7 protein-coding genes, 16 tRNA genes, 1 rRNA gene and 1 pseudogene are annotated in these 11,648 nt (G+C 47.6%); 19 read left to right on the top strand and 6 right to left on the bottom strand.

The features are described 5' to 3' along the window. The first annotated feature begins 235 nt into the window (after positions 1–235). The 17 genes from H70357_RS29140 to H70357_RS29060 all read left to right on the top strand — a co-directional run bounded on the left by H70357_RS29140 (position 236) and on the right by H70357_RS29060 (position 4,767). Positions 236–3,163: ribosomal RNA gene (locus H70357_RS29140) — 23S ribosomal RNA — on the top strand. A 62-nt stretch (positions 3,164–3,225) separates the two neighbouring features. Next, a tRNA-Asn gene (locus tag H70357_RS29135) sits at positions 3,226–3,301 on the top strand. A 3-nt stretch (positions 3,302–3,304) separates the two neighbouring features. Further along, a tRNA-Ser gene (locus H70357_RS29130) sits at positions 3,305–3,397 on the top strand. 17 nt (positions 3,398–3,414) lie between these two features. Then, positions 3,415–3,489, top strand: a tRNA-Glu gene (locus H70357_RS29125). Between the two features lie 55 nt (positions 3,490–3,544). After that, positions 3,545–3,620: transfer RNA gene (locus H70357_RS29120), tRNA-Val, on the top strand. Between the two features lie 33 nt (positions 3,621–3,653). Next, positions 3,654–3,730 (top strand) — tRNA-Met (locus H70357_RS29115). A gap of 4 nt (positions 3,731–3,734) precedes the next feature. Continuing rightward, positions 3,735–3,812: transfer RNA gene (locus H70357_RS29110), tRNA-Asp, on the top strand. 23 nt (positions 3,813–3,835) lie between these two features. Further along, a tRNA-Phe gene (locus H70357_RS29105) sits at positions 3,836–3,911 on the top strand. Between the two features lie 18 nt (positions 3,912–3,929). After that, positions 3,930–4,005, top strand: a tRNA-Thr gene (locus H70357_RS29100). Between the two features lie 5 nt (positions 4,006–4,010). Then, positions 4,011–4,096 (top strand) — tRNA-Tyr (locus H70357_RS29095). Positions 4,097–4,101: 5 nt separating this feature from the next. Then, positions 4,102–4,175, top strand: a tRNA-Trp gene (locus tag H70357_RS29090). 24 nt (positions 4,176–4,199) lie between these two features. Further along, positions 4,200–4,275 (top strand) — tRNA-His (locus tag H70357_RS29085). Between the two features lie 46 nt (positions 4,276–4,321). Next, positions 4,322–4,397: transfer RNA gene (locus H70357_RS29080), tRNA-His, on the top strand. 19 nt (positions 4,398–4,416) lie between these two features. After that, positions 4,417–4,491 (top strand) — tRNA-Gln (locus tag H70357_RS29075). Between the two features lie 4 nt (positions 4,492–4,495). Continuing rightward, positions 4,496–4,570, top strand: a tRNA-Gly gene (locus tag H70357_RS29070). 6 nt (positions 4,571–4,576) lie between these two features. Further along, positions 4,577–4,650, top strand: a tRNA-Cys gene (locus H70357_RS29065). A 35-nt stretch (positions 4,651–4,685) separates the two neighbouring features. Beyond that, positions 4,686–4,767 (top strand) — tRNA-Leu (locus H70357_RS29060). Between the two features lie 1,211 nt (positions 4,768–5,978). Here the strand turns inward: H70357_RS29060 and H70357_RS29055 are convergent. The 6 genes and pseudogenes from H70357_RS29055 to H70357_RS29030 form a co-directional block, all read right to left on the bottom strand. Next, complete coding sequence (locus H70357_RS29055; RefSeq protein ID WP_038596519.1) at positions 5,979–7,220, bottom strand: CynX/NimT family MFS transporter; 1,242 nt, start codon at positions 7,218–7,220, stop codon at positions 5,979–5,981. 63 nt (positions 7,221–7,283) lie between these two features. Further along, positions 7,284–7,840, bottom strand: a pseudogene (locus tag H70357_RS36800) (ATP-binding cassette domain-containing protein); the annotation flags it as partial. A 54-nt stretch (positions 7,841–7,894) separates the two neighbouring features. Beyond that, positions 7,895–8,566, bottom strand: a complete 672-nt coding sequence (locus H70357_RS29045) for a FadR/GntR family transcriptional regulator (protein WP_038596515.1) — start codon at positions 8,564–8,566, stop codon at positions 7,895–7,897. 305 nt (positions 8,567–8,871) lie between these two features. Then, entirely contained in the window at positions 8,872–9,261 is a 390-nt protein-coding gene (locus H70357_RS29040; protein ID WP_038596513.1) for a sigma factor-like helix-turn-helix DNA-binding protein, read from the bottom strand. A gap of 213 nt (positions 9,262–9,474) precedes the next feature. After that, entirely contained in the window at positions 9,475–9,672 is a 198-nt protein-coding gene (locus tag H70357_RS36120; protein WP_156130958.1) for a hypothetical protein, read from the bottom strand. A gap of 81 nt (positions 9,673–9,753) precedes the next feature. Next, a complete protein-coding gene (locus tag H70357_RS29030) occupies positions 9,754–9,942 on the bottom strand; it encodes a hypothetical protein (protein ID WP_038596509.1) in 189 nt (62 codons plus the stop codon). 423 nt (positions 9,943–10,365) lie between these two features. Here H70357_RS29030 and H70357_RS29025 point away from each other — a divergent pair, with 423 nt between their 5' ends. After that, complete coding sequence (locus tag H70357_RS29025; RefSeq protein ID WP_038600788.1) at positions 10,366–10,887, top strand: MarR family transcriptional regulator; 522 nt, start codon at positions 10,366–10,368, stop codon at positions 10,885–10,887. Further along, positions 10,868–11,647, top strand: coding sequence for a Fe-S cluster assembly ATPase SufC (sufC, locus tag H70357_RS29020; protein ID WP_038596507.1), 780 nt, complete (start codon positions 10,868–10,870; stop codon positions 11,645–11,647). The genes H70357_RS29025 and sufC overlap by 20 nt, the downstream gene beginning before the upstream one ends. Position 11,648 lies beyond the last annotated feature (1 nt).

Genomic DNA, 11,648 nt, shown 5'->3' with positions numbered 1-11,648 from the left:
CGTTTCCTGCAACGGAAACATTCAAATCGGAAGCTTAGCTTCCAAAACTCAGGTTTAGGCCTGTTACTCACTCGTTGGTCAGTTTTGAGAGTTTAAGCTCTCAAGTAACACCTTGATCCTTGAAAACTGGATACCGAAACGAATTTGCGTTTTAGAACATTCCTTTAAGCTGAACTTGTGTAAACAAGTTTGTATTATAGCGATGCTAGCGATTTTCCTTCTGGAAAAACGCATTGGTTAAGCTAATAAGAGCACACGGAGGATGCCTAGGCGCCAGGAGCCGACGAAGGACGTGGCGAACAACGAAACTGCCTCGGGGAGCTGTAAGCAAGCTTTGATCCGGGGGTGTCCGAATGGGGAAACCCAGCTGTGGTAATTCGCAGTTACTTCTCTCTGAATACATAGGGGAGATAGAGGCAGACCAGGGGAACTGAAACATCTAAGTACCCTGAGGAAGAGAAAACAATAGTGATTCCGTCAGTAGCGGCGAGCGAACGCGGAACAGCCTAAACCAAGGGGCTTGCCCCTTGGGGTTGTGGGACGTCTCACATGGAGTTACAAAGGAATATGGTAGGCGAAGAGGTCTGGAAAGGCCCGCGATAGAGGTAAAAGCCCTGTAGCCTAAACTGTGTTCTCTCCGAGACGGATCCCGAGTAGTGCGGGGCACGTGAAACCCCGTATGAATCCAGCAGGACCATCTGCTAAGGCTAAATACTACCTGGCGACCGATAGTGAAACAGTACCGTGAGGGAAAGGTGAAAAGCACCCCGGAAGGGGAGTGAAATAGAACCTGAAACCGTGTGCTTACAAAAAGTCAGAGCCCTATTAATGGGTGATGGCGTGCCTTTTGTAGAATGAACCGGCGAGTTACGTTTAACATGCAAGGTTAAGGTGAGAAGCCGGAGCCGCAGCGAAAGCGAGTCTGAATAGGGCGACTTAAGTATGTGGACGTAGACCCGAAACCGTGTGATCTACCCCTGTCCAGGGTGAAGGTGCGGTAACACGCACTGGAGGCCCGAACCCACGTATGTTGAAAAATGCGGGGATGAGGTGGGGGTAGCGGAGAAATTCCAATCGAACTCGGAGATAGCTGGTTCTCCCCGAAATAGCTTTAGGGCTAGCCTCGGTGAATGGAGTGGTGGAGGTAGAGCACTGATTGGGTGCGGGGCCCGCAAGGGTTACCAAGCTCAGTCAAACTCCGAATGCCATTAACTTCTTGCCGGGAGTCAGACAGTGAGTGCTAAGATCCATTGTCAAAAGGGAAACAGCCCAGACCATCAGCTAAGGTCCCCAAGTGTGTGTTAAGTGGGAAAGGATGTGGAGTTGCACAGACAACCAGGATGTTGGCTTAGAAGCAGCCACCATTGAAAGAGTGCGTAATAGCTCACTGGTCGAGTGACTCTGCGCCGAAAATGTAACGGGGCTAAACACACCACCGAAGCTATGGCTAGATGCTTTGCATCTGGGGTAGGGGAGCGTTGTATGCAGGTTGAAGGTGTACCGTAAGGAGCGCTGGACAGCATACAAGTGAGAATGCCGGTATGAGTAACGAAAAGATCAGTGAGAATCTGATCCGCCGAAAGCCCAAGGTTTCCTGAGGAAGGCTCGTCCGCTCAGGGTAAGTCGGGACCTAAGGCGAGGCCGAAAGGCGTAGTCGAAGGACAACAGTTTGAAATTACTGTACCACCGTAATCCGCTATGAGCGATGGGGTGACGCAGGAGGGTAGTGACGCGGACTGATGGATGTCCGTCTAAGCAGTGAGGCTGGTGTGTAGGCAAATCCGCACACCGTTAAGGCTGGGCTGTGATGGGGAGCGAAAATTATAGTAGCGAAGGTCATGATCTCACACTGCCAAGAAAAGCCTCTAGCCAGGAGAAGGTGCCCGTACCGCAAACCGACACAGGTAGGCGAGAAGAGAATTCTAAGGCGCGCGGAAGAACTCTCGTTAAGGAACTCGGCAAAATGACCCCGTAACTTCGGGAGAAGGGGTGCCTCGGTAGGGTGAATAGCCCGAGGGGGCCGCAGTGAAAAGGCCCAAGCGACTGTTTAGCAAAAACACAGGTCTGTGCGAAGCCGCAAGGCGAAGTATACGGGCTGACGCCTGCCCGGTGCTGGAAGGTTAAGGGGAGCGGTTAGGAGTAATCCGAAGCTGTGAACCGAAGCCCCAGTAAACGGCGGCCGTAACTATAACGGTCCTAAGGTAGCGAAATTCCTTGTCAGGTAAATTCTGACCCGCACGAATGGCGTAACGACTTGGGCGCTGTCTCAACGAGAGATCCGGTGAAATTTTAATACCTGTGAAGATGCAGGTTACCCGCGACAAGACGGAAAGACCCCATGGAGCTTTACTGCAGCTTGATATTGAATTTGGGTACGATCTGTACAGGATAGGTGGGAGCCGTAGAGGCAGGAGCGCAAGCTTCTGCGGAGGCGCCGTTGGGATACCACCCTGATCGTATCTAGGTTCTAACCTGGTACCCTAATCGGGTACGGGGACCGTGTCAGGCGGGCAGTTTGACTGGGGCGGTCGCCTCCTAAAGAGTAACGGAGGCGTTCAAAGGTTCCCTCAGAATGGTTGGAAATCATTCGAAGAGTGCAAAGGCATAAGGGAGCTTGACTGCGAGACCTACAAGTCGAGCAGGGACGAAAGTCGGACTTAGTGATCCGGTGGTACCGCATGGAAGGGCCATCGCTCAACGGATAAAAGCTACCCTGGGGATAACAGGCTTATCTCCCCCAAGAGTCCACATCGACGGGGAGGTTTGGCACCTCGATGTCGGCTCATCGCATCCTGGGGCTGAAGTAGGTCCCAAGGGTTGGGCTGTTCGCCCATTAAAGCGGTACGCGAGCTGGGTTCAGAACGTCGTGAGACAGTTCGGTCCCTATCTGTCGTGGGCGCAGGAAATTTGAGAGGAGCTGTCCTTAGTACGAGAGGACCGGGATGGACGTACCGCTGGTGCATCAGTTGTTCCGCCAGGAGCATGGCTGAGTAGCTACGTACGGACGGGATAAGCGCTGAAAGCATCTAAGCGTGAAGCCCCCCTCAAGATGAGATTTCCCAATTAGTAAGACCCCTTGAAGACGACGAGGTAGATAGGTTGGAGGTGGAAGTGCAGCAATGCATGGAGCTGACCAATACTAATCGGTCGAGGGCTTATCCAAGAAGTAAGACGCAGATTCGTTTCGGATTCAGTTTTCAGGCGATCAAGCCTGATATGTAATATTCCCTGATAGCTCAGTTGGTAGAGCACTCGACTGTTAATCGAGTTGTCACAGGTTCGAGTCCTGTTCGGGGAGCCATATGGAGAGGTGTCCGAGTTTGGCCGAAGGAGCACGATTGGAAATCGTGTAGGCGCCACAAGCGTCTCGAGGGTTCGAATCCCTCTCTCTCCGCCACAATTTTTTACAGGTATGGCCCGTTGGTCAAGGGGTTAAGACACCTCCCTTTCACGGAGGTAACATGGGTTCGAATCCCATACGGGTCACCATTTCTTCACTTGATTTCATCTAGTGAAATTGCTACAATAACAATTGTTCGTTTATGGAGGCTTAGCTCAGCTGGGAGAGCATCTGCCTTACAAGCAGAGGGTCGGGGGTTCGATCCCCTCAGCCTCCACCATTGTAACTTTTAAATGAATACTTTTCTTACTGACGCGGGGTGGAGCAGCCCGGTAGCTCGTCGGGCTCATAACCCGAAGGCCGCAGGTTCAAATCCTGCCCCCGCAACCAATTTGGAACCGTGGTGTAGTTGGCCTAACATGCCTGCCTGTCACGCAGGAGATCGCGGGTTCGAATCCCGTCGGTTCCGCCATCAATACCTTAACAAACTTATATGGCTCGGTAGCTCAGTCGGTAGAGCAAAGGACTGAAAATCCTTGTGTCGGGGGTTCGATTCCCTCCCGCGCCACCATTTTCTTTAACTGAATATGCCGGTGTAGCTCAATTGGTAGAGCAACTGACTTGTAATCAGTAGGTTGGGGGTTCAAGTCCTCTCGCCGGCACCATCTGTGGAGGCTTAGCGAAGTGGCCAAACGCATCAGACTGTAAATCTGCTCACGTACGTGTTCGGTGGTTCGAATCCATCAGCCTCCACCATCTTTAGGGGCATAGTTTAAAGGTAGAACAACGGTCTCCAAAACCGTTGGTGTGGGTTCAATTCCTGCTGCCCCTGCCAATGAAAATTTTAAAGCTTAATATGGCGACCGTGGCGAAGGGGTTAACGCACCGGATTGTGGTTCCGGCATTCGTGGGTTCGAGACCCATCGGTCGCCCCATTTCTTTAAAACAGGATTGGCAAATTGTTAGTAACAGCTTCATATGGCGACTGTGGCGAAGGGGTTAACGCACCGGATTGTGGTTCCGGCATTCGTGGGTTCGAGACCCATCAGTCGCCCCATTTTTTTCTAAAATGTTATTGGGGATTAGCCAAGCGGTAAGGCAACGGACTTTGACTCCGTCATGCATAGGTTCAAATCCTATATCCCCAGCCATTTTGCGGACGTGGCTCAGCGGTAGAGCATCGCCTTGCCAAGGCGAGGGTCGCGGGTTCGATTCCCGTCGTCCGCTCCATTTTGTGGCGCCATAGCCAAGTGGTAAGGCAAAGCTCTGCAAAAGCTTTATCCCCAGTTCGAGTCTGGGTGGCGCCTCCATTATTTTTTGAACTGATTGTTATCATTATCTATACGCCGGCGTGGCGGAATGGCAGACGCGCTCGACTCAAAATCGAGTGGGAAACCGTGGAGGTTCGAGTCCTCTCGCCGGTACCAACTACAACCTTTAGAAGTCCATTGATATTATATCAATGGACTTTTTTGTGTATTTATTAAGTGCAAAATCGAACTAAACAGCTGCCTCGCTGTGTATATACTATGACAGTTATTCAACAAGCCATATTTAGAAGCCGTTTTATAATCCTTTTTTCTCTTGCAGGTGGCCTGCTATCATACCCGATCCTCCTTCGGTTAGCAGCCCACAATCCTACCATTTATACTAAATTACAGCATATTAAAACATGATTCAATGCGTTAAAGTGTTGAAGTTATTTGTCATATCTAATTGCTGCGAATACATCAATGATCGGAGGTAGGCAATAATTTGAATTTTGGGTATCTTGTATGCTCGTCCGATTTTAAAGTGAGGGATTCGATTCGCTTGTAGCGGTGGGCCGAGCGCATAATAACAAGGCATTACTATGCTTTCATCTCCATAAGGTGAAGGATAAGTGTTATTTCAAGCTGCTGATGGTAAGTCAGCATCATAGCTTCAACGTTATGACGAAGCTCTCCCTCATCCGAGCGGGCTGCCCCCAATACCGTGACGTTGGCCGGGCAGAAGTATCATAATCCCCTTCTCTGGTTATGGCGATTCATCCGACCACAGGATGATTTTAGCCGGAGCAGTGGTCGCTCAAGCCCCGTTTTGGGACTGTCACAGCGCTTCCGCTTCGTCGCTTCTGGTTTTCATATGATGATTGCTTCCTGTTATATAAATGGGGATTAGGAGAGTAAAGGGCAACTGTTTCCTGAAAATTTTCTCAAAATAGATTAAAATAGAGTGTGTGAAAACAAGAACTGGCCCTGTGTAGTAAGATACACAGAGCCAGTCCCTTTTTTATGCGTAGTGACTAAGATCTAAGCGACGAACTACCATGATCTAGGCAATCGTCATCTGCTGTTTGCACGCCGGTTCCATTTCATTTTGCGTACTTAATAATAACTGGCTCATAACGAGCAATTAAATGCTGATAACCTCCATCAGAATAGGCTTTAAATTGGGTTGGGAAATTCGTATATTGGCTAGCAACGCTCTCTAATTTGTCTGAGCTCGCTTTCTGCAAGTGATCCGAAGGCAGCGGCGAAGCCTTCTTACTTGGCTCGAAGCTGGCGCAGCACAAGCACACCAAAGTGCGTGCCTGTATACTTGTCTTTCATGTTAGAATGAATGTGAATCTTGTGTTTAAGTCCTTTATATCATGGACTTACTTCGCAGAACCAACAAATTGATTTCTAGCCGCACCTAGACCAACGATACCGAGTAGAGCAGAAGCGCCAACCAATATCAGGAGTGGAACGCTCCAACTATGACTGGCATCATGCAAGTATCCAATCAGCGCTGGGCCAATTGCTGCTAGTAGATATCCGATGGATTGGGCCATGCCCGATAATTCAGCCGCCTGATGGGCACTTTGGGTACGCAAGCCGAAAAACATCATGGACAAGCCAAAGGCAAAGCCCGCTCCAATTCCAAGAATAATAACCCAAAACAGAACCAGATGGATACTGCTATAGAGAAGTCCAAGTGTTCCGATCAAAAGTAGAATTGTTGTAATAACCACTAACAACCGTTGGTTAGACATGCGACCAGCCATAACTGGAACGATAAATGCAAAGGGGAGCGAAGCCATAATCAGAACCGAGAGAAACCAGCCGGATTGACTTGAACTGATGCCTTGATCTTTTAGTATTTCAGGCAGCCATGCCACCAGCACATAAAAAATGGCCGATTGTATTCCCATAAAAAGAGTCACCTGCCAAGCCAATGGAGAGCGCCATATATTGACCTGATGGTTGTTACCTGCGCTGTTGGCAACAGCGGCTGGTTTCGCTGGAGTCTTGAGTTGCGGTACCCAAAAGAGAATGGAGATAACGCTAAGTATCCCCCATACTCCCAAGGCACCTTGCCAGTTCAAGCCTGCCCCCACAGCTAAGGGAACACTAATACCGGAAGCAATCGCCCCGCATAGATTCATGGAAACAGAATAAACCCCTGTCATAGTACCCATTTGCTGCGGAAATTCCCGTTTAATCAGGCTAGGTAGTAATACATTACATATGGTAATAGCAAACCCCAGAACTGCGGTTCCAACATACAAGGTCACTGCTCCGGATAACGAGCGAACAGCAATACCGATGACCAAAAAAATAAGGGAAATCAGGATAATACGTTCTACACCATATTTGCGTCCTAATTTTGGTACAAAAGGTGATAACAATGCAAATGCAATTAGTGGAACTGTGGTAATCAGGCCTGCTAAGGTATTCGAAATATGCACGTTCTCTCGAATAAGACTGACTAATGGTCCCACCGATGTGAGGGGAGCACGCAAATTCGCTGCGATAAAAATAATTCCTACGATCATGAACCAGAGTGTCGCTTGCTTGCGAATGCCGGTACTGGATATTCCATCCTGTTTTTTTAACAATTGTTCTGGTGAACTCATAAGGGATTCTCCTACGTTTTAAGTTAATTAATCGTCAATTTCATCCATGTGGAGGAAGTACCCTTAAGAGGGAATGTATTGTACATCACCAAACTGTGGGTGATAAAACGACTGTAATGTCCAACAGCGGCAAGCAATGTTTCTGTTTTCCTTGTTCTTCATCTGCTCTCTTTATGGTTGCCAGACGGTGAGCAATCATCAAAGCTGTTCTTCTCGCTGAAAGCTCAGCAAGAGAATGCTGAATTGAAGTTTCCGTTTCGGTATCCAGTGCAGAGGTGGTCTCGTCCAGGATCAGGATTGGCGAATTCTTGAGGAACATCCGTAAATAGCCAGTCACTGTTTTTGTCCCCCCGGACAATCCACCCCACGTTCTCCGATCACTGTATTCATCCCTTCAGGTTGTGCATGGATAAAGGCCTCTAGTTAAGCCCGGTGAGCGGCTTCCCAGATGTCGTCATAAGCGATATTCTTACGGATGCTTCTGGAAAATAAATAGACATCCTGTTGGACAATCCCGATATTGATCAAAGGCAGGAAAGGCTAATATCGGTGATGTTCATTTCATCAATTCGTATGTTGCCTTGTGTAACTCCATAAAAGCGTGGCAGCATGTTGATAAGCTTCAAACCTGTTTTTCATGGGACTAGTCGTGTCCGTGCATTTGAATGCTTCATTTAGCACAGTTTAGCACGGGCCTTTTCAATGTATAAACGAACAGCCTCCTCGGCTTGGTGGCAATCCTGATTGGCAATGGCTTGATAAAGCAGGTCATGAGAGTCGAGATAAAAAGCCGCATTTTTGAAGTCCTTCGTTTCCAAAACCATGTTTTGCAGCGCCTCCGAAATATGATTGTACAAATTCGCCATCAATTGGTTATGTGAAGCAGCAATCACCATTTTGTGAAACTCGACATCCCAGTGAGCATAAGCTTTGAGATCCTGCTGGCTGGCTGCTTGTCTGCACTGGTCCAAGCATGTCCGAATCGCCTCCAAATCTTCTTCGCCTCTCCTGAGCGTAGCCAGGGCAGCAGCCTCTCTTTCCAATGCATATCGGACCTCCAGGCTCTCAAGCTTATCGGTATGCTGAATCACTTTTTTAATCACTGACCCCAGAACACTTGAGGAGCAGACATAGGTCCCATCCCCTTGTCTGGTCTTCAGCAGACCCGCATACGTTAAAGCCCGAATAGCTTCCCTCAAGGTATTACGGCTGACTTGAAGCTGTTCCATTAGCTCGGGCTCTGGAGGAATACGCATCCCTACTTGCCATTCGCTATTTTCGATCTTCCCCTGGATCTGGTAGGCCACCTGTTCCACCAAGGTTAAACGTTGAGTTTGAGTTAACAACAGCATCACTCCTTTGCGAAACGTAGGATGTTTGGTATTTTGGTGTTATTATATCAGATTGACTTTGACTTGGAAAGATGAAATTGATAATGATTATCATCACGTTTTTTCAGAGAATCTAATTGAAAGGTAGAAATAACTGGCTCATAACGAGTGATAACGTGGCTTCTGCCTCTTTGTCACCATTCTGCGCTAAATGGAGCAGAGTAGAAGTACTATTCATGTTTATCCTCCTTTTATCATCCAATTGCAAAATATCAGCGTTGTATGATAAAGCGGGAAGACTGCGACAAGCAAACGAGCCTTTACTTCTCCATAATGCTTTTAAGCTTCACCAGAACGTTTGATTTCATTTTGGAAACAGCTTGTCTGCTGGTTCCTAAAAGTTGAGCAAATTCCTTGTCTGTTTTATCTTCGTAATACTTAAGGTACAAAAGTCTTTGTTCTTTTGACGTTAGATACGATATTTCAGAAATTTGAGAAAGAACAGGAACGTTTTGAGGCTCCGGTATGTTGTGGTGACGAACTAAAAAGTTGATATCGATCTCTAAAGTGACAGTATCCAAAGGAACAACATAAGCCGAATCACGCATCAGTTTCTCAAAATAATCTTTTTGAGCGTGCCGGAGACATGCTTTCACATAACTGCTGAATGCTCTTTCAAGTAAATCATTAACGTCAACTCCCGATGTCATAAGTTTCCATCTCCTCTCTGTACCTAAATGGGAAACAGAGTCAAAAAAGGCAACCTTCCATCATGAAAAATGGAAGACATACTACTTTTTTCGATACTTCTTAAAAAATATTTGATGAATTACTGAACAGTGAAAAGTTCCTTCAATTGCTTTCACAGTCAGGCGGATGTCTCGTTGCGCTTTCTCGTCTTCAACCAACTCCAGCGAATGGACCTATCCCTTTTTCAAATACCGGTTGAGCTTCGGCATGGGTTTGCTACAAAAGTGGTAGCTGAATCCGCCGATGGACTGCTTAAGCGCCCGGAAGGTGCATTCGATCTTGAACCGGGCGGTATACATTTCGATGACCCCGGTCGCCTCCAGGGTCAGATCGATGCTAGCTAGAATAGAGCATTGCCCGTTCAGCTTCACCAGCACAAACCGCAGTTCTTGGTATAATCTTTGGCCCCAAAGCAAATACAGACACAGGTAACTGACCGCTTCTTCTTTGTCTTATACGCTCACTGTAGCGTATTGAAGCGTGGCGGCGCGGCATTGAAACATCTCGGCCAGCACCACCTTTGTCCCCTTTTTCCGGGACGTGCCCAACAGAAGGCGGATGGCGCTGAAACAGTGTCCGAAGAAATACGCTCCATTGGCGGAATTCTCCAATTCCTGATGGAGCTTCTTGACTCCGGGCATTCGGTTGGCTTCCTTACCTTGTATGCAGCCGTCACCCATCAAGACCACCTTGCCGTTAGGGTACAACAGAGGCGCGTGAGCTCGCACGACCAAAAGCCAGACGGTGCGAAGGGCGTCTAGCGACCAGGCGGAGGAGCGAAAGAAATGAACCAAAGGTTCGTTGCACCGGAGCGAAACGGATAAATCCAGGATAATGGAGAGGAGACCCAACTGGTCGGAACGCAGCATGAGGCCGATGACAATGACAACGAACCAATGAAAAGCGCCTCCAGGATTGCTTCACACTGAACATAATTGATATTGATAATCAATATCAATTATGTTAATATAATTTTGTTCACAGGTGAACAAAAAAAGAAAAACAATCTATTGCTGGTACTGAACTTGGTCTGCAACTACTACAAGAGAGGGGAGATTGCGAAATTGGAGTTTCAAAATCATTTTAAAGGTCATCTTTACGAGCAATATATTAGAATGCTGCATCTGAATGAGCTGTACACTGAACAAGAATTTAACTCGTTTCGGCAACAGGCCAGAAAGTACCAGATTGAAATGCTCTCCAACAATATTACTAGTGTACACGTTATTGATTGCATTGGTGATTATGAACCGATAAATCATACCGGGATTGTGGAGAAGATGGGGTTGTCCAAAGCTGGCATTACTAAAATTAGTGCAAAGCTGCTGGAAATGGGCTTCATTATGAGAAGTCAACTGAACAACAATCGTAAGGAGATTTACTTTAGTTTAACGGATAAGGGAAGACACGTTTATCGTTTGCATAAAGAGCTGCACAAAGAAAAAGAAGAAAGGTTTTACCAATTCATTGAATCCTATTCAGAGGCTGAGCTGCAGACTATTGGAAAATTTATGAGTGATTTGGTGGCGCGTGCCGAAGAATACTCCGAAGGGAAGTTTACGATAAATGACGACATTAAAGATTGAGGAATTAAGATCCAAGATTGAAGGGAAAGAAATTTTAAAAGGGCTCACACTGGAGATTCATGGCGGAGAGATTCATGCGATTATGGGGCCTAATGGGACGGGAAAAAGTACGTTGGCTTCAGCTTTAATGGGCAATCCCAAATATGAGGTTACCGGCGGCAAGGTGACATTGGACAATGAAGACCTTCTGGAGATGGAGGTGGATGAGCGTGCCCAGGCAGGCTTGTTCCTCGCTATGCAATACCCAAGTGAAATTGCCGGCGTGACCAACTCGGACTTTCTCAGAAGTGCCATCAATGCACGGCGTGAAGAAGGCGATGAGATATCCTTAATCCGTTTTATCCGTGAAATGGAGAGCAAAATGAAGGGGCTGGAGATGAACCCGGAATTTGCGCATCGTTATTTGAATGAGGGATTCTCCGGCGGTGAAAAAAAGCGGAATGAGATTTTGCAAATGATGCTACTTGAACCCAAGTTTGTGATCCTGGATGAAGTGGATTCCGGGCTTGATATCGATGCACTGCGTATTGTGGCCAATGGCGTAAATGAGATGCGCAGCCCGGATAGAGGCTTTTTAATCATCACCCATTATCAACGACTGTTGAATTATATTACCCCGGATTTTGTGCATGTCATGATGCAAGGGCGGATAGTTAAATCTGGCGGTCCGGAGCTTGCCCACCGTTTGGAGGCTGAAGGGTACGATTGGGTGAAGGAGGAGCTTGGGATTACGGATGAGACGGTAGGCGAGGAAGTTTGAA

Origin of the sequence: Paenibacillus sp. FSL H7-0357, from assembly GCF_000758525.1 — a bacterium.
Classification (GTDB): domain Bacteria; phylum Bacillota; class Bacilli; order Paenibacillales; family Paenibacillaceae; genus Paenibacillus_AQ.
This window is presented reverse-complemented; position numbering and strand designations above follow the sequence as displayed.

Bases quoted from the DNA above. Each gene is read 5' to 3' on its own strand.
- sufC (WP_038596507.1), top strand. From the start codon at position 10,868: ATGACGACATTAAAGATTGAGGAATTAAGATCCAAGATTGAAGGGAAA.
- H70357_RS29040 (WP_038596513.1), bottom strand. From the start codon at position 9,261: ATGACATCGGGAGTTGACGTTAATGATTTACTTGAAAGAGCATTCAGC.
- H70357_RS29030 (WP_038596509.1), bottom strand. From the start codon at position 9,942: ATGCCCGGAGTCAAGAAGCTCCATCAGGAATTGGAGAATTCCGCCAAT.
- H70357_RS29055 (WP_038596519.1), bottom strand. From the start codon at position 7,220: ATGAGTTCACCAGAACAATTGTTAAAAAAACAGGATGGAATATCCAGT.